Origin of the sequence: Pseudomonas orientalis (assembly GCF_002934065.1) — a bacterium.
Taxonomy (GTDB): domain Bacteria; phylum Pseudomonadota; class Gammaproteobacteria; order Pseudomonadales; family Pseudomonadaceae; genus Aquipseudomonas; species Aquipseudomonas orientalis_A.
Window position 1 is genome coordinate 3,685,805 of sequence record NZ_CP018049.1, and the last position, 21,396, is coordinate 3,707,200.

Sequence of the window (21,396 nt, forward strand, 5' to 3'; positions counted from 1 at the left end):
TCCCTGGCCGCGTTTTATTTTTCGGCCCATGGAATAACCTTCAGCGCCGCACGTCTCTCCAGTCCCAGCAGCGTAGTAGCCAGCCAGACGCCCATGCATGAACTCGACGAACAGTTACGTGAACTCATCCCCAGGTTGCGGCGCTTTGCCGTATCCCTGACCCGTAACGCCAGCAGCGCCGACGACCTGGTGCAGTCAACCCTGGAACGAGGGATCATCGCCTGGGCCGACAAGCGCATCGAAGGCGACCTGCGCGCGTGGCTGTTTTCAATCCTGTACCGGCAATTCCTCGATGCCCATCGGCGCAGCCGGCGCTACGCGCGCATGCTCGAGTTCTTCACCGGCCGCGACGATGCGCAGCCCTCGGTGGAGCGTACGGTGATGGCCCAATCCACCCTGCAAGCGTTCGACCACCTCACTGCCGAGCAGCGCGCCCTGCTGCTGTGGGTGTCCGTCGAAGGCTTGAGCTACAAGGAAGTCGCCGAAATACTCGACGTGCCCATCGGTACGGTGATGTCGCGTCTCTCACGCGCCCGCCAGGCCTTGCGTCAACTCAGCGATGGCGAAATTGCCAGCCCTTCCCTGCGGATACTCAAATGATCAGCCTGCCTCCCAGCGAACGTGACTTACACGCCTACGTCGATCACCAGTTGCCGGACAGTGATCGCCGTGCCCTTGAAACCTGGCTGGCGAGCCACCCCGATGTGGCCGCCCAGGTGCATGCCTGGCAACAGGATGCACAGTTGCTGCGCGCCTCTTTGAGCGGTGCCCTGCGACAGCCAGGCAACCCGGCATTGGACCCGGCGCTGATTCGTCAGCGCATCAGGCAACGGTCCCGCCGCCATCTCGCCACCGCGGCGCTGCTGCTGATCGCTGTGAGCCTCGGCGGACTGGGCGGCTGGCACGCCCGCGAGGCCACCCAGCCAGCGCTGTTGCCGATGGCCGATGCGATGCAGGCATACCGCCTGTTTGCCCAGGACGGCATCATGCCCGCCGATTACAACGCTCAGGACCGCAGCACCATGCAGGCCTGGCTCGATCGTTACTTCAACCAGGCCCATCGCTTGCCCGACTTGAGCCAGGCGGGGTTCAAGCCGGTCAGCGGGCGCCTGCTCACCACCGACCAAGGCGCAGCGGCCATGGTGCTGTACGAAGACCCGCAGGGTCGGCGCATCAGTTTCTATATCCGTCCGCCGGGTCCGAACAACGGCTTCCTGCCGCGCGGCAGCCGCAGCGCCGACGGCTTGCAGGCTGACTATTGGTCGGGCGGCGGGTACAACTACGCGATGGTCAGCCCAGTGGATCAAGCCGGCGCGCAGCAAATGAAGTTCTAGAACCCCACGTCCAGCACTACGTTGTCCAGGTAGATACCGGCCGGCGGCGTGGGCTGGTCGGTGTAGATTCTGGCGTTGTAGTTGTACACCTGGCTGCCCGTGCCCAAGCCATTGCCAGGGTTGACCTCCGCCGTGGAACTGGCCCGCCGCGCCGCGCCAACGCTGCCCCAACGGGTGGTTCCGGCACTTTTGAAAATGTCGTAGGCCAGGTAGTTGCCGCCGGAAATCATGCGCCGCCGCCCACCGATGCTGACCGCGTTCTGGCCGTCACTCAAGCCCACCGTGTAGGCGCTGCCCTTGGTGCAGGCGATGTTGATGGTCTGCCCGGTCACGGCGGCGAAACCGCTGACCACCGGCGCGCTGCCAAAGCTGATAGTGGGGGCGGTGATCTGGCAGTCGTTGGTCACGGTCATGCTCACGGTCAGTGACGCCGTGCCGCTGCCAATATCACGGCCCAGGCAGATACCGCCAAGCCCGACCCCCGAGCAATAGTTCCAGTTCCAGGCAATGTTCAGCGTCTCGGTATACAAGCCGGCGGCGACATTGCTGCCGGTGATGCTGCCCAGGTACAACGGCACGCTTTTCGGACCCGGCCCCGCGATCAGGCCGATGATCTGGGCGATACCGCCGGCGCCGCCAAAATCGAACTGCGCCCCACGGGTGATCGGATAACTGGTGCTGTTGGTGCCATAAATCGTGTAGCCGATCACATCCCCGGTCGGCCCGCGCATGCCGCTCTGGGGCGAGGTAATCGTGGCGTAGAAATGGTCGGTCGACACCAGCAGCGAAATCAGGGACGAGGTGCAACTCAGCCCGGCGCTGGTGGTGGAGCTGGTCTGCGCAGCGGTACGCACGGTCATCGAACTGATCGAGCCGAAACTGGCCGGCACCGTGGCCCCCACCGAGCACGCGGCCAACGCCGTGCCTGAACACAACAGTCCCAAACCAAACAGCGCTACCCCAAACAACCATCCCTTGCCCCTCACCCGAACACTCCCTGTTCAATCCTTCATTGGCAGACCAACGGCCCGATCAGCGGCACGTCCTGTTGATGCTCATCGATATCGAAGCTCGCCTGGCAACTGCGACCTTCTGCGAGGGTGACGTGCAGCGTGTTGTGGGCGCTGAGGTTTTCCAGATACACCAGCCCGTCCCAGCCGACCACCGCCTGGGTGTTGCTCTGCTCATGCACCACCAGGCTGCCCAGCGGCAACTCCTGATGCTGGCTGTCGAGCAGGGTGATGCTCGCGGCGAGCACCCGGCGCAACGGAAATTCCAGCAGGTAGCCGCTGCCACGGCGTACCGACACGCGCTGTTCCACATTCGGGCTCTGCACATTCGGTGGCAGGTTCAGCGGGTCGATTTCATATTTGGCGCGGTAATAGGCACTGCTCCAGGGCACCAGCAAGTGGCCCTTGCTGTCGGTCTCGCCGACCAACTGGTTTTCATAGCGCACCGGAATCCCGGCGAATCCCTGGGTGCTCACTACCACAAAGGCATCGTTGATGCGGTTGGCGGCAAACGTGTTACCGCCCATCCACACCAGCGAGCCGCTGGCATCCGCCCAGCGTGTCTGGGCCTCGCTGCTGCCGTACACACCGGCCTGCAGCTGCACCGACTGCAAGCGCCAGGTCAGATCGGCCTGGCGATAAGTGGGGGTGTCGCCCTGGGCGTAGCCGAGGTTGTAACCCACCCCGCCTTCGCTGGGCACTGCGCGGCTGTAGTTGATGCGTTGGCGGCTGGCGCCGTCCTTGCCGCGCTCGGTGCTCAAGGCCAGGCTGCCGTTGAGGTCGAACGGAATCACCAGTTGCGCCTGCATCGCCCAGTTGCTGTCACCGATTTCGCGGTTGGCCGACAGGTACACGCTGGAGTTGCGCCACAGCGGTTTGCTCCAGCTCAGGTTGAGCAGCCGCGTGCGCGAGTCGTCCGCCGCCTGCACGTCGAAATAGCCCAGGCCGAGGCTGCCGAACCGCTCGAGGTTGAGGCTCAGGGTGACTTGCTCGCTGCGCTTGCTGAGGCGAGCGTAGGGCGTGTCGACCAGGGTCAGGTCGGCATACGCGTCGCGCCGTTCGACACGTTGGTACATCAGGCTGTAGCGCGCGCTGTTGTACTGATAGCCCAGGCTCAGTTGCCGGCCGCTGCGGCTGTCGAACCGGCTCTGGCTGACGGCGGTATTGAGCACGCCGAAATTGCCCAGGCGCAGGTTGCCGCCGAGCCCGCCGAGGGTCAGGTCGCTGGAGGCTTCGGCGTGGCTTTCCAGGGTCAGGTTGTCGGAATAGCCGTAGCGGAACGTACCGCTGGCCACGCCCGGCCCGTAGCCGAAATCGCGCAGGGTGTAACCGCGACGCAAGGTCCCGGCGGCCACGGAAAAATCCGTCAAGCCGTGTTGCAGCAAGGTGCTGGTGACATAGAAGGGAACGGTGGTCGACACCTGGCGGCCGAGGGCGTCGGTGGTGACCACCACGGCCTCACCGGCACCATTGATGAACGGGATGTTGGTCAGGGTGTACGGCCCGGGTTGCAGCTGCGCGCTTTCGGTCTTGTAGCCGTTGATGAACAGGTCGACCGACGAGGGCACCGCCGCCTCGCCGGCAAATTGCGGCAAGGGGTACGTCACCAGGTCCGGACGCACGGCAAAGTCCCGCGACAGTTGCACCCCGCCCAGGCGCACCGAGCTGCTCCAGGGCAGCGAACCGCTGATCACATCCCCGGCCTCGTAGGTGAGCAGCCGCTCATCATCGGAAAAGCGCCAGGTGGTGTCGTAGCGTCGGTAACCGTTGTTGAGCGTGCTGTTGCTGATGCCATTGGACAGGGTCTGACGCAGTTGCCCGGTGTTGGACAAGGTGCCCCAGTTATCGAACAGACGCACCTCGTTCCAGGCCGCAAGGTAGCTGCCGCCCTCGTCGGTGTCGTTGAAATACACGTCATAGTTGAGCAAGGCGCCGAAGCTGCTCATGGCCTGGGTGCGCGGGTAGGTGTTGCGGTTGCCGATGAACTGCTCCTGCAACCACGACGGTGGCACATCCAGCAGCAGGCGCTGGCCGTTGCTGTCGTAATCGCTGTGCAGGCCAGGCACGCTGTCCAGGGCCACGCTGCCATCGGGGTCACCCGGCAGCTTCATGCCCACGTCCTGCAAGGCGCTGGCGGGCACGAAGAGCTGCCCGGCGCGTTGCTCGACCGCGATGACCCGGCCGGTGTCCATCTGGTTGACCACCAATTGCAGAAACAGCTGTGCATCGGCGACCGCCTCCATGCTGCTCGGCGGCGGCGGCAGATCGCCCGCTACCGCAGCGCCCCACAGCCCGCTTACCACTGCCACTGATGGCCATATACCACGAGTCCAACCACGACTCACCATGGCGTTGCGTCCTTCAATGGACATCTCCATCCTGTTAAAACCCGGGCTCGCACCCGTCCCGCGACACACCGTTTATCGTGTCGGCGCGAGGCTCTCCACTTGCGTCGCACCGTTGATCCTGACTTGCAGCGGCTGGTCGCCCGGCACATCACCCGGCACCGGCCAGCGCATGGTCGCTCCCGGCAATACGTAGCCGAGCAGCCCTTCCACCAGCGGCCGGGTCTGGCCGCCCTGTTTGAACGAGGCATCGGTCAACCGCGCATGCACGGCGCCCTGGTTACGCACCTCGATATAGCTGCGCCCCGCCACGTTGACCTTTTTCCAGCTCAGTTGCGGCTGACCGGCGCCCTTTGGATCGCGCTGGCGGGTGGCGTCGTCCTTGCTCCACAGGCCGGCGCCATAGGCAAACAAGGGCACCGAATAGCGCATCTGGAAACGAATCGCCGCCGCCGTATTCTTGCCCTCCGGTGGCGCGGGCACCTGCAGCGCCGAGGGAATTTCATCGATGATGATGCGATAGGCCAACTCCCGGCCTGGAGGCACTTCACGGGTGCGGGTCAGGCGCACCAGTTGCTTCTGCCCGGGTTCGATCCTGGCCACCGGCGGGCTGCCGACCACATCGCGCTGGTTCTGGTACTGCTCGTCGAAGCCGTTCTGGCTCCAGGCAAACACGCGCACCTGCAGGTTGGCCGTCTCGCTGCCACGGTTCTCCAGCCACAGCGCGCTGGCCTGTTGGTCGGCCTCCAGCACCGGGTCGATGGGCCAGATCAGCACCGAGCTGGCCGCCTGCACAAGCCCGCTCGTGCACAGGGCACCCAAGACAACACCCGCGGCCCACAGCCGCCGGGAAGGTGAACGCATAAAACCACTCCTTATTCCCATAGCCCTACCACGACAGCTGCACCTGCAACGTGTCGCTGTACGTCCCCCCAGGCTGATTGCCCGGCAGTACCACCCGCCCGTAGATCGGCAGGCTGATGGTGTTTGCATCGCTGTAGCTCACGCTGATGCTCTGGCCGATCCCCAGGCTCTGGCTGAACGCCGCATCGCGAAACAGTTGGTAAGCCACCCGCGCGCTGCCGCTGTTGTGCAGCAAATTGCGCCCGGTGCCGCTGTGCAACCCGCCGTCGACACTCATGCTCAGCGCCACGCCCGGCGTACATTGCAGGGTCACGCCGCCGGTAAGGGCCGCCGTCACCGTGCTGGTGGCCAGGGCCGAATAGCTGCCATAGGTCAGCGTGCCGTAGTTGCTGGCGCTGCCCACGATCAGGCAACCCGGCGTGATGGTAGCGCTGACCTGAAAGCTCTGGCTGGTCACCGCCGACAACGGCAGTGGCAACGCCAGCCCACAGGCCAACCACACCCTGAGCCACATCGTCAGAACGTCAGTTCCACGGCCACGGTGTCGGTGTAGACGCCTGCGGGCAGGCCTGGCTTGCCCACCGCACGTCCATACAGGCCCACGGTTTGCGCCACACCGGTACTCGCGGCGAGGGTAATCACGCCATCGACCGCCAGCAGCGAAGAGAAACCGCTGTCGGTATAAAAGTCATAGGGCACGAAATTGCCCGCACCATCGGCCAGCGCGCGAGTACCACCCGGCGAGGCGCCGTCATGGGCACCGGCGCGCACTTTGACAGCGGGCGTGGTGCCGGCCGAACACAGGATCGACAGCGCGCCGCCGGTGCCGGTGCCGCCCAGCAACTGGGCATCGGCGTTGGTAAACAAGCTATTGGTCGTACCGAAGTTGAGGCTACCGAAGTTCAGCCCGGTCGCGGCACCGGAGCCGTTGACCTGGCAGCTGGCAATCAAGGTCAGGCTGGAGCTGATCTGCCCGGTCACGGTGGTCGCCGCATTGAGGCTGGAGGCCATCGCCAGGCCCAGGGCGCAAACGCCCAATCGAGATACGAGTACATGCATGATATCCATCCTCATGGTTTACCAATCCAGAGTCACCGTCAGGGTGTCTGTATAGATGCCGGCCGGTAAGGCCCTGGTATTCGCCACCACGGAGCCGAATACCGGGATCGGTACCTGGGTGTCGTGGGTCATGGCGAAGTTTCGTTGCTCGCCGATGCTGTAGGCGCTGCGACCCAGAGGGTCTGCCCACAGCTGATAGGGAATGGACTGGCGACCGTTGCTCAGGCGCCGTGTGATGCCGTCGCCGTTGGTGCCACCGTCGATGGTCACCGTGAAACTGCTGGCCACAGAGGGGCTGCAGGACACCGACAGCGGAGTTTTGTCGCCCGCTGAAACGGCCGCGCCCAGGGTGTCGTTCCACGTCGGGCCCTGGCTGCCGAAATCCAGCATCGCAGTCCCGCCTTCGGGCGTCACGGGCGCCGTTTCGACGCTCTTGTTGACCTCGCAGCTGGCGGTGATCACCAGCCGCGCCTGAATCTGCCCGCCGGCTGCGGCCGCTTGCGCGTCTTCGGCCAGCAACAGCAGAGCCGTTACGGCCAGGTAGCGGATTACCATGTGACCGTAACCTTGAGCAGGTCGGAATAACGGCCGACGGCAGGAATGTCCTTGAGCGGTTCGATACGGCCGAACAGCGGCAGGTCGACGGAGCCGCTGTCCGGCACGCGACCGCTGACCGGCACATCCACCGGCAACGGGATCAACCGCGCGGCGTCGGCATAAATGCGATAGGGGATGGGCTTGCTCGCAGGCGCGCCGTTGACCAGATAGCGTACTTCGCCAACGCCGCCATGCAGGCCGCCGTCAACGCGCACTTGATAGGGTGTATCGGGATTGCATTCCAGGCGTGGCTGGCGCTGGCTGATCAGGGCCGCACTCAAGGGCCCGGCCGGGTCATCCAGACGCGGGCCGCTGCCGAAATCCAACACGCCCAGCTGCTCGATGCCCGCAGTGCGCGTGGTACCCACCAACTGGCAACCGCGCTGCACATCGATGCGCACCACCACTTGGACCTGCGCCGCAAACACCGTGTTGCAGAGCATCATGCCCATGACTGCCAATACTGTCCGTTCCTTCACTGCCCCAAATCCTTATACAGGGGTGGCTCCTGCGTATAAGGGTAGCCACTTGGGGAAAATCTGCCAGTCTGGTCAGAAATACCCCCGCGTTCGGCTGTTCCGGGAGGGCTGGCTGCCGCCTGGTATTGGTCAAATCGTGGCGAGCGTCCTAAAGTGAGCGACCACCGAAACAAGAGTGACGCGCCTTGACCGTGCTTTCCCTGATCCGCCGCCTGCTGGGCACTACCCCCCAACCGGCGGGCGCATCGCCTATCACTGCATTCTTCCGGCGCAAGGCTGAGCAGCAGGGCTATACCCTCAGCGCCGGACAGACCCGCGCCATTGCCGCGCTGGCCCGCGAAACCGAACACCTGCTCAGCGGCCGGCCCGCCCGCAGCCTGTACCTGCACGGCCCGGTTGGACGCGGCAAAAGCTGGCTGCTCGATGGTTTTTTCCAGGCGCTGCCGATTGCCGAGAAGCAGCGCGTGCACTTTCACGACTTTTTTGCCGACCTGCACCGGGGCATGTTCCAGCACCGCACGCAGGACGACGCGCTGGCCGTGGCCCTGGACGAACGGCTGGCGGACTGTCGCGTCCTGTGTTTCGACGAATTCCATGTGCACGATATCGGCGATGCGATGCTCATCAGCCGTTTGTTCAAGGCCTTGTTCCAGCGCGGTGTGCTGGTGCTGGTGACGTCCAACTATGCGCCCGAGGGCCTGCTGCCCAACCCGTTGTATCACCAGCGCTTCAAGCCGGTGATCGACCTGATCGCGGCGCGCATGGACGTGCTGGAAGTCAGTGCCCCCGAGGACTTTCGCCGCCTGCCCCAGGCCCATGCCGAGCAGCGCTTCAGCACGGGCAGGTACCTCTGGCCAGGCAGCGTGGCGCAACGTGAGGCGCTTGGGTTGCCTGCCGCCGATTGCCCGGCGTTGCCCCTGACCGTTGGCAACCGGCAATTGCAGTGCCGCCGCCGTGAAGCGCGCAGCATCGCCTTTACCTTCGGCGACCTGTGCGAACAGCTCACCGCCGTGATGGATTATCTGCTGCTGTGCCAGGACTTCGACCACTGGATCATCGACGGCCTGCCCCACCTGGCCGACTGCCCGATTGCCGTGCAGCAACGGTTTATCAACCTGGTAGACGTGCTTTACGACCGCGACAAACAGCTGACCCTGATCGGCGCGCAGCCACTGGAGCAGGCTCTGGGCGGCAAGGCCATCGACCTTGCGCGTACCGCCAGCCGCCTGGGGCAATTACGCCAATGCGGCAGGCAAGTTGCGCGCGACCCGGTATCATGAGCGCCTTTTCACGCCCCCTTGCCGAGTAACTGCGCCGTTGATCAATACCCTCGCCCAACTCAAGGCCGGCCAATTGGCCGGCACTACCCGCCTGGACCTGGCCTGCGGTTTGACCGAATTCCCCCGGGAAATCTTCGAACTGGCCGACTCGCTGGAAATCCTCAACCTCACGGGCAACGCCTTGAGCAGCCTGCCGGACGACCTGCACCGCCTGCGGCACCTGCGCGTGCTGTTCTGCTCGGACAACGCCTTCACCGAACTGCCCGAATGCCTGGGCCGCTGTGCCCAACTGAGCATGATCGGCTTCAAGGCCAACCGTATCGAGCAGGTGTCGGCAGCCGCTCTGCCGCCACAATTGCGCTGGCTGATCCTCACTGACAATTGCATCAGCCAGTTACCTGACGAACTGGGCCAACGCCCGCTGCTGCAAAAGCTGATGCTGGCCGGCAACCAACTGACGCAACTGCCGTCCAGCCTGGCCCAGTGCGAAAACCTTGAGTTGATCCGCATCGCGTCCAACCGCCTGACGCACCTGCCGCAGTGGCTGCTGACCCTGCCGAGCCTGACGTGGCTGGCGTATGCCGGCAATCCGGTGGAAATGGCCGTTGAGGTGGCTGCTGATGCAACACCGGACATTCCCTGGGCCGAACTGCAACTGGGCGAAGTGCTCGGCGAAGGGGCCTCGGGGATTATTCGCAAGGCGCTGTGGAAACCCCGGGCGTTGCCGGTCGCGGTCAAACTGTACAAAGGCAGCATCACCAGCGACGGTTCACCGCTGCATGAAATGCAAGCCTGCATCGCCGCCGGGCTGCATCCCAACCTGATCAAGGTCGAAGGCCGCGTCAGCGATCACCCCGATCACCAGGCCGCGTTGGTGATGGACCTGATCGACCCGAGTTACCGCAACCTCGCGGCGTTGCCAAGCCTGGCGTCCTGCACGCGGGACATCTACGCACCCGACACCCGTTTCAGCCTGGACGTAGCACTGCGCCTGGCGCGCGGTATCGCCTCAGTCGCCGCGCACCTTCACCGGCACGGCATTACCCACGGCGACCTGTATGGCCACAATATTTTGTGGAATGCAGCGGGTGATTGTTTGCTGGGGGACTTTGGCGCGGCGTCCTTCCATGCCACGGCGGACACATTGGAAACCAAGGCGCTGCAGCGCATTGAAGTACGCGCGTTCGGCGTGCTGCTGGGGGAGTTGCTGGAGCGGGTCGAGGGGGTGGTCGCAAAGGAGCTGGTTGAACTGCAAATGAGCTGCTGTCAGCCGCACGTGCTGGCGCGACCGAGTTTCGACGAGATCGAAGTCGTGCTGAGCGCGCTCTGACACCACTGGAACAAATGTGGGAGGGGGCTTGCCCCCGATGGCGGTGGGTCAGCGACAACAGAGCTGGCTGACACACCGCATCGGGGGCAAGCCCCCTCCCACATTTTGACCGGGATCGACACACGATACTGGTCGGCTCTAAGGCCGCCGCGCTTTTGCTTTTGATCTTAGGCGCCCCGTTAAACCACGCTGGCCGAACGCAGGCTTGAATCCGTGGGTAACCCGGCAGGACGCCGGGTTAGCCGCACTGGGCCATGGATGGCCCATTGCGGCGACCCACGGATTCAAGCCGGAGAGAGGGCACACCGAGCCTAAGCGAGGTGCCGAGTGGTGGGGCAAGAGCGTTTTGCTTACTTTTGCGCTTTTCAAAAGTGAGCCGCTGTAAAAGCGGAACCCTAAGCAGCCGTTACCGCAGAAACGGATATGTACTCGGACTGATCCTGCATCCTGGTCGGCCCTGAGACCGCCATCGGGGGCAAGCCCCCTCCCACATTTTAACTGCCCACATTTGGATTGCATGCATCCAGATAGAATCAGCCAGCCAGCCCGACAAACATATCCTGCACATCATCATGGTTATCCAGGCCTTCCAGGAACGCCTCGACCTCGGCCATCTGCTCATCGGTCAACCCACTGACCGGGTTCTTCGAAAGATAGCCCAGCTTCGCCGACAGCACGGTAAATCCCTGCTCCGGCAAGGCTTTCTGCACGGCATCCAGGTCGGTGGTTTCGGTGATGAACAAAGTGGTGCCTGCTTCCTCGCCGTCTTCAAAGTCCTGGGCCCCGGCCTCGATGGCGGCCATTTCCGGATCAGCGTCCGGGGTGTCCGGCGACGCTTCGATCAGCCCGACGTGGTTGAAGTCCCAGGCCACCGAGCCGGAAGCCCCCAGTTGGCCCTTACGGAACGCCACACGGATTTCCGCCACGGTGCGGTTGATGTTGTCGGTGACGCACTCGACGATCAATGGCACCTGGTGCGGGGCGAAACCTTCGTAGGTGACACGGTGGTACTGCACGGTTTCACCGAGCAGACCGGCACCCTTCTTGATCGCGCGGTCCAGGGTTTCCTTGGGCATCGAGGCCTTCTTGGCCTGCTCCACCACCAGACGCAGGTGAGCGTTGGTCGAGGTGTCCGCACCGTTGCGGGCGGCGATGGTGATTTCTTTCACCAGCTTGCCGAAAATCTTGCCCTTGGCATTGGCTGCCGCTTCTTTATGTTTGACTTTCCACTGTGCGCCCATGACTCACTCTCTACTTTCCATGGCGCCGAAACGTCTACTGGCCGGCGCTTTGGGGGCAGAGTTTATAGCGCAGCCACGCATCGTTCCACCAAAAAACCCTCAGGGCGCCAACTTGAAAAAGGCCTGGATCAAGCGCAACGACCGGCGCCGCTCCAGGCAGCCAAGCAGATGCCGGTTCTGCAGGCCGTCACCGCGAATCGGCACGGCACATACGCGTGGGTCGCGGCTGACCTCCATCGACGACACCACCCCCAGGCCCAGCTCGGCCGCAACGGCCTCCGTCACCGCCTCCCGGCTGTCCAGTTCCAGCAGCACCCTGGGCCGCACACCGGCAGCCAGGCACGCCTCATCAAAGGTACGCCGGGTAATGGAACCGGGCTCGCGCAACACCATGATCTCTTCGTTCAACGCCGACAGTGCAATGCCCTCGGCCTGCCCCGCCCACGGATGCACGGCCGGCACCAGCGCGCAAATACGCGACTCGCCCAAGGGATGCAGGTGCAGGCCATTGCGCGGCTCCACTTCGGTCAGCACCGCCACATCGGCATGCTCGGACAACAACGCCGCCAGGGTTTCCTGGGCATTGCCCAGGCGCAGATTCACCGTGACGCCCGGATAAAGCACGCGCAGCCGGGCGATCATCGGCATCACCAGATGCGGGCCGTCCGCCGCCACTTCCAGGCGCCCGGTGAGCAATTGGCGGTTGGCTTCGAGCATCGCCTGCGCCTCATCCACCAGGCCGAAGATCGCCCGGGTGATCGCCGCCAGGCGTGCGCCCTCCTCGGTCAACTCGACCCGCCGCGCAGTGCGGCGCAGCAACGGGATCTGATAATGCTCCTCCAGCGCCTTGATGTGCCCGGTCACCGCCGGCTGGCTGATGAACAGCCGGGCGGCCGCACGGGTAAAACTGCCCTCGCGGGCCACCGCATCGAATGCGCGCAGTTGGAACAGGTTCATGGTTATCGGCCTCACTGATAGCTCGTATAACAACAAACAATTTGATTGATAACAAGCCAAACTGCAATTTAGGTGCCCTAGAGTCGACCCGTTGTTTTACGAGGACCCGAGATGACCCCTGCCGCGCCGCTCCTGCTGACCCCCGGCCCCCTGACCACTTCCAACCGCACACGCCAGGCGATGATGGTGGACTGGGGTTCATGGGATGAGCGTTTCAACCAACTCACCGCCAGCGTGTGCGAGCACTTGCTGGCGATCATCCATGGCGCCGACAGCCACCACTGTGTGCCGTTGCAGGGCAGCGGCACGTTCGCCGTCGAAGCTGCCATCGGCACCCTCGTGCCGCGTAACGGCAAGGTGCTGGTGCTGATCAACGGCGCCTACGGCAAGCGCCTGGCGAAGATCTGTGAAGTGCTCGGCCGCGCTTACAGCACCTTCGAAACCCCGGAAGACCAACCCACCACCGCCGCCGATGTGGACCGACTGCTGCACGCCGACGCCGCGATCACCCATGTCGCGCTGATCCACTGCGAAACCAGCACCGGCATCCTCAACCCACTGGCGCAGATCGCCGAGGTGATCAAACGCCACGGCAAGCGCCTGATCATCGACGCCATGAGCTCCTTCGGCGCGCTGCCGATCGATGCGCGCCAAGTGCCCTTCGACGCATTGATCGCAGCCTCCGGCAAATGCCTGGAAGGCGTGCCGGGCATGGGCTTTGTCCTGGCTGAAAAGACCGCGCTGGGCGCCGCCGCAGGCAACTGTCATTCCCTGGCAATGGATCTGTTCGACCAGCACGGCTACATGGCCCGCACCGGCCAGTGGCGCTTCACCCCGCCTACCCACGTGGTCGCCGCCCTGCACGAAGCATTGCTGCAATACCACGAAGAAGGCGGCCTGCCCGCCCGCCATCAACGCTACGCCAATAACTGCCGGACACTTCTGGACGGCATGGCCGAACTGCGCCTGCGCACCTTCCTGCCGGCGGCGATCCAGGCACCGATCATCGTTACCTTCCACGCACCGAAAGACCCGCGCTACCAGTTCAAGGACTTTTACGAACGGGTCAAGGCCAAAGGTTTCATCCTCTATCCGGGCAAATTGACCCAGGTCGACACCTTCCGCGTGGGCTGCATCGGCCATGTCGACGCGACCGGCATGCAGGCGGCGGTCAACGCCATCGCCGAGGCGCTGCAGGAAATGGACGTGCTGGACATCTGATTGCCCCCGTTACCTCACAGGATCTGAACCATGAACTATCAAAATCCCACCTCCCTCCAGGCCGTCATCCTCGACTGGGCCGGCACCGTGGTCGACTTCGGCTCCTTTGCGCCCACGCAGATTTTTGTCGAGGCCTTTGCCGAGTTCGGCGTACAGGTGTCCATCGAAGAAGCCCGTGGCCCGATGGGCATGGGCAAGTGGGACCACATCCGCACCCTCTGCGACCAGCCGCAAGTCGCGCAACGTTACCGCAAGGCCTTCGGCCGCACGCCGACCGACGAAGACGTGAGCGCCATCTACCAACGCTTCATGCCACTGCAGATCGAGAAAATCGCCGAGCACTCGGCGCTGATTCCCGGCGCCCTCGACACCCTCGCCGGCGTGCGCGCCCAGGGCATCAAGATCGGCTCCTGCTCCGGTTACCCCAAACAAGTGATGGACAAGGTGGTCGCCCTGGCCGCCAGCAACGGCTACGTGGCCGACCATGTGGTCGCCACCGACGAAGTGCCCAATGGTCGCCCGTGGCCGGCCCAGGCGCTGGCCAACGTGATCGCGCTGGGCATTGACGATGTGGCGGCGTGCGTGAAAGTCGACGACACCGTACCGGGTATCCTCGAAGGCCGCCGTGCCGGCATGTGGACCGTGGCGCTGACCTGCTCCGGCAACGCCCTGGGCCTGACTTACGAGCAGTTCCGGGCGCTGGACAGCGCCACACTGGCCGGCGAGCGCCGGCGTATCGAAGCGATGTTCGAAGGCTCACGCCCGCACTACCTGATCGACACTATTACCGATATGCCGCAGGTCATCGCCGATATCAACGCACGCCTGGCTCGCGGGGAAATGCCGCAAAGCCACTGACGAAGGTCAATGCACCGGCATTCACTACGGGCCAAGCGCTTCAAACAGGCATACAGTTGAACCACTCCGTCAAAGAACGGAAGGTTGCCCTGATAAGTGAGGAACCCAACGATGCCGTGGAAAAATTCCGATACGCGCTACAGCACCATGTCGATTGCATTGCACTGGTTGATGGTGGTGCTCCTGGCGGTGGTCTACGCCTGCATTGAGTTACGCGGCCAGTTCCCCAAAGGCAGCGGTGCGCGCACGCTGATCGTCGAAATGCACTTTATGTTCGGCCTGACCGTGTTTGTGCTGGTGTGGCTGCGCCTGTTCGCCCGCAGCTTGGGCGTGGCGCCGAAGATCGTGCCGGCGCCGCCGCCATGGCAGCGCCTATTGGCGACGCTGACCCACGTTGCGCTGTATGGGTTGATGATCGGCATGCCGATTGCGGGCTGGCTGATCGTCAGCGCCGAGGGGCATTCGGTGATGTTCTACGGGATGGAGTTGCCGCCGCTGATCGCTGAGAACAAGGCATTGGCCAAGGAGATTGAAGGCTGGCATGTGCTGTTTGGCCAGATCGGTTACTGGCTGATCGGGCTGCATGCGTTGGCGGGGATCTTTCATCACTATGTGCTGCGCGATAATACGGCGTTGCGAATGATGCCGGGTGGGAGGGGCGGTGCGACGATTCGACTTGCGCCCGATGGCGGCCTTGGGGCTGGCCGGGATGTTGGATCAGACTGAGTACATATCCGTTTCTGCGGTAACGGCTGCTACTGGTTCCGCTTTTACAGCGGCTCACTTTTGAAAAGCGCAAAAGTAAGCAAAACGCTCTTGCCCCACCACTCGGCACCTCGCTTGGGCTCGGTGTGCCCGAACGCAGGCTTGAATCCGTGGGCCGCCGCAATGGGCCATCCATGGCCCAGTGCGGCTAACCCGGCGTCCTGCCGGGTTACCCACGAATTCAAGCCTGCGTTCGGCCAGCGTGGTTTAACGGGGCGCCTGAGATCAAGAGCAAAAGCGCGGCGGCCTTGGAGCCGACCGGTGTTTTTTATCGATCCCGGTCCAAATGTGGGAGGGGGCTTGCCCCCGATGCGGTGTGTCAGCCAGCTCTGTTGTCTCTGACCCACCGCCATCGGGGGCAAGCCCCCTCCCACATTTGGATCTCCAGTGTTTTGAGGGATTTTATACGCTCCAGATTTACGGGGTTAGCGTGGGCTGCTAGAGCGTTGTGGCGATTTCCCATGGCTATCGGGGCCCCTCCCACAAGGGGTCTGCTCTAGGCATTGAAACCTCGGCGGCCTTGCAGGCCGCCGGTGTGGATGAAGATCAGGCGGGTGCCGGGGGCGAAGCGTCCGGCCTCGATCTGTTGCTTCAACGCCAGCAGCGCCTTGCCAGTGTAGAGCGGCTCCAGCGGCACACCGCTGGCCTGTTCGGTGCGTTCGATAAAATCGAGCAGCAGCGGATCGACCTTGGCAAAGCCGCCTCGGCTGGCGTCGATCAGTTCGTAACCGTTGTGCACCATGGCACTTACGTTCTGCGCGACACCGTGATCGTCCGGCACTGCCAATGCGCCATAGACCGTACGCTTGCCCGCCTCGGCCAGTGCCAAGCCGGCCAGGGTCGTCCCGGTACCAGCTGCCAGCCACCAGGCGTCGTAATCCGCCCAGCCGAGCCGGCTCAACTGCGCCCGCGCCTGCTCGACCAGCACCGCGCAGCCCAGCGCACCGGCCAGCCCGCCGCCGCCTTCGGGTACCGGATGAAGATGGGGATACTGCTCGCACCAGGGCAACCAGAAGCCCGGCTCATGGCGTGCGCGATAACCGCCGTAACCGAGCCAATGCAATTGCATGCCGAACGCCTTGAGGTCGAGCACGGTGGGTGTGTCTTGAGGATGGCCGCGCAACAGGCCGACCGTGGGAAAGCCAAAGCGCTTGCCTGCCGCCGCCAGTGCGTGCAGATGGTTGGAGTACGCCCCGCCGAGACTGATGACCCCGCTGGCCCCCGCGTGCCGCGCCAGGTTCAGGTGTTCGGTGAGCTTGAACCACTTGTTGCCGCTGATCAGTGGGTCGATACGGTCCAGGCGCAGCATGGCCAACTCGACCCCGTTCAGCCAGTCGAGCTGCACAGGTTCAAGGGGCGCGTGAGGCAGCCAGTCGAAAGGACCCATCGCAAGTCTCTGAATGAAAAGGAGCGGTAGTCTAACACCGCCCCTTTCGTCGACTTACAGCTCGGCGGCCAGGCGCGAACCCTGGTTGATGGCGCGCTTGGCGTCCAGCTCGGCCGCCACATCGGCACCGCCAATCAGGTGCACATTCTGCCCGGCGGCAACCAGGCCGTCGTGCAGTTCGCGCAGCGGGTCCTGGCCGGCGCAGATGACGACGTTGTCCACCGCCAGCACCTGGGGCTCGCCCTCGGCGCCGATGCGGATATGCAGGCCTTCATCATCGATTTTCAGGTATTCGACGCTGTTGAGCATCTGCACCTGTTTGTTTTTCAGGCCGGTACGGTGGATCCAGCCGGTGGTCTTGCCCAGGCCGTCGCCGACCTTGGAAGTCTTGCGTTGCAGCAGGAACACCTCACGCGCCGGTGCATGGCGCTCGGGCTTGATCCCGGCCACGCCGCCACGGGCCTCAAGTTGAGTGTCGATGCCCCACTCTTTCCAGAACGCTTCGCGATCCAGGCTGGTGGACACGCCCTGGTGCACCAGGAATTCCGACACGTCGAAACCGATACCGCCCGCGCCAATCACCGCCACGCGCTTGCCAACCGGCTTGCGCTCCAGGATCACGTCCAGGTAATTGAGCACCTTGGCGTTCTCCACACCCGCAATCGCCGGCGTACGTGGTGCGATACCGGTGGCCAGGATCACCTCGTCATAACCGCCCGCCACCAGTTGCGCCACATCGACACGGGTGTTGAGGCACAGCTCGACGTGAGTGGTCTGCAATTTGCGCTTGAAGTAGCGCAGGGTCTCGAAAAATTCTTCCTTGCCCGGTATGCGCTTGGCGATGTTGAACTGGCCGCCGATTTCGCTGGCCGAATCGAACAAGGTCACCTGATGCCCACGCTCGGCAGCCACGGTAGCAGCAGCCAGTCCGGCAGGGCCGGCACCGACGACCGCAATTTTCTTGATCTGCTGCACGGGCAGGTAATTGAGTTCGGTTTCATAGCACGCACGCGGGTTGACCAGGCAGGTGGTCAGCTTGCCGCCGAAGGTGTGGTCCAGGCACGCCTGATTGCAGCCGATGCAGGTGTTGATCTCGTCGGCGCGCCCGGCAGCGGCCTTGTTGACGAACTCCGGGTCGGCGAGAAACGGCCGCGCCATCGAGACCATGTCGGCATCGCCCTCGGCGAGAATCTGCTCGGCGACTTCCGGCGTGTTGATACGGTTGGTAGTGATCAGCGGAATCGTCACCGCACCTCGCAACTTGGCGGTGACCTTGCTGAACGCGGCGCGCGGCACTTTGGTGGCAATGGTCGGGATACGCGCTTCGTGCCAGCCGATACCGGTGTTGATGATGGTGGCGCCGGCCTGCTCGATGGCCTTGGCCAACTGCACGACTTCCTCCCAGACGCTGCCGCCCTCGACCAGGTCGAGCATCGACAGACGGAAAATAATGATGAAATTCGGCCCGACCGCTTCACGCACCCGGCGCACGATTTCCACGGCCAGGCGCATACGGTTTTCAAAGCTGCCGCCCCAACGGTCGGTGCGATGGTTGGTGTGGGCGGCCAGGAACTGGTTGATGAAGTAACCTTCGGACCCCATGATTTCCACGCCGTCGTACTCGGCGACCTGGGCCAGCCGCGAGCAGGTGACAAAATCCTGGATCTGCTTCTCGATGCCCTCCTCGTCCAGCTCCCGGGGCTTGAACGGGTTGATCGGCGCCTGGATCGCACTCGGCGCCACCTGCTTGGGGCTGTAGGCATAACGCCCGGCGTGCAGGATCTGCATGCAGATCTTGCCACCGGCGTCGTGTACGGCGCGGGTGACGATCCGGTGCTTTTGCGCCTCTTCGTCGGTGGTCAGCTTGGCCGCACCGGCATACACGCCGCCTTCATCGTTCGGGCCGATGCCGCCGGTCACCATCAGGCCGACGCCGCCCCGGGCGCGCTCGGCGAAATACGCCGCCATGCGCTCGAAACCGCCGGGCTTTTCTTCCAGGCCCGTGTGCATCGAGCCCATCAGGGTACGGTTGCGCAGGGTGGTAAAACCCAGGTCCAACGGGGCCAGCAGGTGCGGGTAGGCAGCAGCGGTCATGGTACAGCTCCACAACGGATCATCACGGGACGTGGAGGGCTCGAATGGCACCCCATCGGTTTATGTCCCACAGACTAAGAGGCGATCACCTACCGCTCAATGACTGAAACTGACAACTTATTGATCCAAATGCACAGCCACCCTTGGCAAGCCGGGCCAGGAGCCCTACCCTAGTCGCGAACCCTGCCCCCGGTCTGTTGTCTGTTGCCCCATGCGCAAATTACTCATATTCACCGTCACCATGGCCCTGGTTGCCGCCCTCGCCGCGTATCTGGTCTGGACCCAGGAGCGCCCTGTGGCGCATTACCTGTCAGACCTGCGCATCACCCTCGCGGTCAATGAAGGCCAGCCGGCCGAGCGTGGCAACCTGCTGGGCATCCAGCCGGAGCTGTTCCCCGCCGATTACCAGAGCCTGGAGCGCCTGCACCTGAAGCTCTCGGCCTACCTGCAAAAGGCCCGCGAACAGGGCTTGATCAACGACAAGACCGTCGTCGTGCTGCCGGAGCATGTCGGCACCTGGCTGATGCTCGCCGGCGAGAAAAACGAGCTGTACCAGGCCACCCACCTCAAGGACGCGATGAACTGGCTGTCGATCAGCAATCCGGTGCAGTTCCTGCGCGCCTGGATCAGCGCCACCGGCGACAACCGCATGGATGATGCGTACCTGCGCATGAAAGCCGCCGGTATGGCACGCGATTACCAAGTGCTGTTTGGCGGCCTGGCCAAAGAATTCGGCGTGACCCTGGTGGCCGGTTCCATCGCCCTGCCCAACCCCAGTGTGAATCTGGGGCAACTGCAGGTCGGCCATGGTGCGCTGTACAACGTCAGTGTGGTCTTTGCCGCCGATGGTTTGCCCCTGGGCCAGCCGCAGCGTCAGCTGTATCCGATCTACGACGAGCGCGGCTTTATCGAACCCGGCGATGAAAACATCGTCAGCGTGGTCGACACCCCGGCCGGGCGCCTGGGCGTGCTGATCGGCAGCGACAGCTGGTACCCGGACAACTACCGCAAGCTCAACGAACAAGGTGCCCAGTTGATTGCCGTGCCGGCCTATGTGACCGGGCGTGACACCTGGGACCGCCCGTGGCGCGGCTTCAAGAGCGTGTCGACCCCTTCGGAAGTCAGCCTCAAGCCCGAAGAAACCAGCGAGGGCGAGGCCTGGCGCCGCCTGACCCTGATCAGCCAACCACCGATCAGCCAGGCCACAGCGGGCATGAGCGTGTTTTTGCGTGGCCAGTTCTGGGACCTGGGCAGCGCCGGGCAGAGCTTCCTGAGCCGCAACGGGCAACTGTTCGCCGACGGCGAAGCCCGTGGCGCGCGCCTGCTCAATATCTGGCTGTAACCGCGTGAAGCCGGTGCGCCTGGGGGATCTGTCGGTGGGCTTCGTGCACACCCTGGCCGATGCCGTGCACAGCCACGGCCTGGACCCGCACCCCCTGTTGCTGCAATACGGCCTGGACCCGGCACGCCTGGCCGAAGCGGGTGCGCGCCTGTCGATCCCGCGCTATATGCGCCTGGGGCATGCGGCCATTCAACTGACCGGCGATCCGGGCCTGGGCCTGCGCATGGGTCAGCTCAGTCGCCTGAGCCAGGCCGGGCTCGCCGGTGTCACCGCCGCCCAGGCACCGACGGTACGCGAAGCCGCGCGCACGCTGACGCGCTTCGAACCACTGTATGGCTCCAACTACCGTGGGCAATCGAGCTTTCATGAAGACGCCGAAGGCGCCTGGCTGCGGTTCTATTCCATCAGTCCCTACAACGCCTATAACCGCTTTGTGGTGGACTCGATCATCGCCGGCTGGCTGCATCAACTGTCGAGCCTTGCGCAACAGTCGGTGCAGGCCCAACGCATCGAAATCGAATTCCAGGCCCCCGAATACAGCCATTTGTATAGCGTGCTGGGGGACAGTCCTGTGCAGTTCGGCGCCGACCGCAATCAACTGCGCCTGACCCAGGCCACCCTGGCCCTGCGCAACCCGCAGCACTGCCCGAGCACGTGGCACCTGTTGTTACAGCTGTGTGAAAGGGAACTGGAGCAATTGACCCGCACCCGCAGCCTGCGCGAGCGTATTACTCGACTGCTGGGGCCGATGCTCAATGGTGGCCGGGAACCCGACCTGGAAGAAGTGGCGGCACGCTTGAAGCTGCCCACCTGGACCCTGCGCCGCAAACTGGCCGACGAAGGCACGCAATTTCGCGCGATTCTCAACGATACCCGCCGCGACTTGGCCATGACCTACATTCGCGACACGGAACTGGCCTTTGGCGAGATCGCCTACTTGCTCGGGTTTGCCTCGGCCCAAGCCTTCCAACGCGCCTTCAGGCGCTGGAACAACCAGACCCCAGGGGAATTTCGCCGCAGTCAGCGGCATTCCGCCTGAAGTCGGCCCTACAGCTCGGTGGCGTCGTCGACCGGGTCCAGCGGGTCGAGTTCGAATGCCTGGTACTCCAGCAGTTCTTCCTGGTAATCGTCCATGGTGGACTCCTTGTTGAGTTAAAAATGCCAGCGCAATTAATGACCTTCACGACCAGACTAAAGTGCCGTCATGACGAAAAAATGTCTGCGCCATGATGT

Annotated in this window: 20 protein-coding genes; 9 read left to right on the forward strand and 11 right to left on the reverse strand. The window is 63.7% G+C overall.

What is annotated here, in order from left to right; all coding sequences use genetic code 11:
• Nucleotides 1-93 precede the first annotated feature (93 nt).
• Both BOP93_RS16495 and BOP93_RS16500 read left to right on the forward strand, forming a co-directional pair.
• Nucleotides 94-600 carry a sigma-70 family RNA polymerase sigma factor gene (locus BOP93_RS16495; protein WP_104503470.1) on the forward strand — a complete coding sequence of 169 codons (507 nt, stop codon included), beginning with the start codon at nucleotides 94-96 and terminating at the stop codon, nucleotides 598-600.
• A complete protein-coding gene (locus BOP93_RS16500) occupies nucleotides 597-1,334 on the forward strand; it encodes an anti-sigma factor family protein (RefSeq protein ID WP_104503471.1) in 738 nt (245 codons plus the stop codon). Before BOP93_RS16495 ends, BOP93_RS16500 begins: the two co-directional genes overlap by 4 nt.
• On the opposite strand, the gene BOP93_RS16505 is transcribed toward BOP93_RS16500, so the two are convergent.
• The 7 genes from BOP93_RS16505 to BOP93_RS16535 all read right to left on the reverse strand — a co-directional run bounded on the left by BOP93_RS16505 (nucleotide 1,331) and on the right by BOP93_RS16535 (nucleotide 7,661).
• On the reverse strand, nucleotides 1,331-2,320 hold the full coding sequence (locus tag BOP93_RS16505) for a Csu type fimbrial protein (RefSeq protein WP_167400618.1): 990 nt from the start codon (nucleotides 2,318-2,320) through the stop codon (nucleotides 1,331-1,333). The two genes, BOP93_RS16500 and BOP93_RS16505, sit on opposite strands and share 4 nt — an antisense overlap.
• A gap of 23 nt (nucleotides 2,321-2,343) precedes the next feature.
• The gene (locus BOP93_RS16510) at nucleotides 2,344-4,692 is read right to left on the reverse strand and encodes a fimbria/pilus outer membrane usher protein (protein ID WP_104505305.1); all 2,349 of its coding nucleotides are present in this window, start codon (nucleotides 4,690-4,692) and stop codon (nucleotides 2,344-2,346) included.
• 72 nt (nucleotides 4,693-4,764) lie between these two features.
• On the reverse strand, nucleotides 4,765-5,553 hold the full coding sequence (locus BOP93_RS16515) for a fimbrial biogenesis chaperone (protein WP_104503473.1): 789 nt from the start codon (nucleotides 5,551-5,553) through the stop codon (nucleotides 4,765-4,767).
• 25 nt (nucleotides 5,554-5,578) lie between these two features.
• A complete protein-coding gene (locus BOP93_RS16520; protein ID WP_104503474.1) occupies nucleotides 5,579-6,067 on the reverse strand; it encodes a Csu type fimbrial protein in 489 nt (162 codons plus the stop codon).
• A gap of 2 nt (nucleotides 6,068-6,069) precedes the next feature.
• Nucleotides 6,070-6,612, reverse strand: a complete 543-nt coding sequence (locus BOP93_RS16525; RefSeq protein WP_065885044.1) for a Csu type fimbrial protein — start codon at nucleotides 6,610-6,612, stop codon at nucleotides 6,070-6,072.
• Between the two features lie 18 nt (nucleotides 6,613-6,630).
• Nucleotides 6,631-7,167, reverse strand: coding sequence for a spore coat protein U domain-containing protein (locus BOP93_RS16530; protein ID WP_104503475.1), 537 nt, complete (start codon nucleotides 7,165-7,167; stop codon nucleotides 6,631-6,633).
• Nucleotides 7,161-7,661, reverse strand: a complete 501-nt coding sequence (locus tag BOP93_RS16535; RefSeq protein ID WP_430758799.1) for a Csu type fimbrial protein — start codon at nucleotides 7,659-7,661, stop codon at nucleotides 7,161-7,163. The genes BOP93_RS16530 and BOP93_RS16535 overlap by 7 nt, the downstream gene beginning before the upstream one ends.
• A gap of 212 nt (nucleotides 7,662-7,873) precedes the next feature.
• Between BOP93_RS16535 and zapE the strand changes: the two genes are divergently transcribed.
• The gene (gene zapE / locus BOP93_RS16540) at nucleotides 7,874-8,968 is read left to right on the forward strand and encodes a cell division protein ZapE (RefSeq protein ID WP_104503476.1); all 1,095 of its coding nucleotides are present in this window, start codon (nucleotides 7,874-7,876) and stop codon (nucleotides 8,966-8,968) included.
• 40 nt (nucleotides 8,969-9,008) lie between these two features.
• Complete coding sequence (locus BOP93_RS16545) at nucleotides 9,009-10,298, forward strand: protein kinase (protein ID WP_104505307.1); 1,290 nt, start codon at nucleotides 9,009-9,011, stop codon at nucleotides 10,296-10,298.
• Between the two features lie 533 nt (nucleotides 10,299-10,831).
• On the opposite strand, the gene BOP93_RS16555 is transcribed toward BOP93_RS16545, so the two are convergent.
• Nucleotides 10,832-11,539 carry a YebC/PmpR family DNA-binding transcriptional regulator gene (locus BOP93_RS16555; protein ID WP_065884874.1) on the reverse strand — a complete coding sequence of 236 codons (708 nt, stop codon included), beginning with the start codon at nucleotides 11,537-11,539 and terminating at the stop codon, nucleotides 10,832-10,834.
• A 99-nt stretch (nucleotides 11,540-11,638) separates the two neighbouring features.
• Entirely contained in the window at nucleotides 11,639-12,496 is an 858-nt protein-coding gene (locus BOP93_RS16560) for a LysR substrate-binding domain-containing protein (protein WP_104503477.1), read from the reverse strand.
• Nucleotides 12,497-12,607: 111 nt separating this feature from the next.
• Between BOP93_RS16560 and BOP93_RS16565 the strand changes: the two genes are divergently transcribed.
• From BOP93_RS16565 to BOP93_RS16575, 3 genes are all read left to right on the forward strand, one after another.
• A complete protein-coding gene (locus BOP93_RS16565) occupies nucleotides 12,608-13,717 on the forward strand; it encodes a 2-aminoethylphosphonate--pyruvate transaminase (RefSeq protein ID WP_104503478.1) in 1,110 nt (369 codons plus the stop codon).
• 30 nt (nucleotides 13,718-13,747) lie between these two features.
• Nucleotides 13,748-14,575, forward strand: coding sequence for a phosphonoacetaldehyde hydrolase (gene phnX, locus BOP93_RS16570; protein ID WP_104503479.1), 828 nt, complete (start codon nucleotides 13,748-13,750; stop codon nucleotides 14,573-14,575).
• Nucleotides 14,576-14,686: 111 nt separating this feature from the next.
• Nucleotides 14,687-15,301 carry a cytochrome b gene (locus tag BOP93_RS16575; RefSeq protein WP_237140363.1) on the forward strand — a complete coding sequence of 205 codons (615 nt, stop codon included), beginning with the start codon at nucleotides 14,687-14,689 and terminating at the stop codon, nucleotides 15,299-15,301.
• Between the two features lie 535 nt (nucleotides 15,302-15,836).
• On the opposite strand, the gene BOP93_RS16585 is transcribed toward BOP93_RS16575, so the two are convergent.
• Together BOP93_RS16585 and BOP93_RS16590 are read right to left on the reverse strand one after the other, a co-directional pair.
• Nucleotides 15,837-16,727 (reverse strand): 1-aminocyclopropane-1-carboxylate deaminase/D-cysteine desulfhydrase, encoded by an 891-nt coding sequence (locus tag BOP93_RS16585; protein ID WP_104503480.1) that lies wholly within the window; start codon nucleotides 16,725-16,727, stop codon nucleotides 15,837-15,839.
• Between the two features lie 54 nt (nucleotides 16,728-16,781).
• Complete coding sequence (locus BOP93_RS16590; RefSeq protein WP_104503481.1) at nucleotides 16,782-18,821, reverse strand: NADPH-dependent 2,4-dienoyl-CoA reductase; 2,040 nt, start codon at nucleotides 18,819-18,821, stop codon at nucleotides 16,782-16,784.
• A 211-nt stretch (nucleotides 18,822-19,032) separates the two neighbouring features.
• Here BOP93_RS16590 and BOP93_RS16595 point away from each other — a divergent pair, with 211 nt between their 5' ends.
• Nucleotides 19,033-20,163: a carbon-nitrogen hydrolase family protein gene (locus BOP93_RS16595; protein ID WP_104503482.1), complete on the forward strand. Its 1,131-nt coding sequence runs from the start codon at nucleotides 19,033-19,035 to the stop codon at nucleotides 20,161-20,163.
• 4 nt (nucleotides 20,164-20,167) lie between these two features.
• Complete coding sequence (locus tag BOP93_RS16600; RefSeq protein WP_104503483.1) at nucleotides 20,168-21,202, forward strand: AraC family transcriptional regulator; 1,035 nt, start codon at nucleotides 20,168-20,170, stop codon at nucleotides 21,200-21,202.
• The last annotated feature ends 194 nt before the right edge of the window (nucleotides 21,203-21,396 follow it).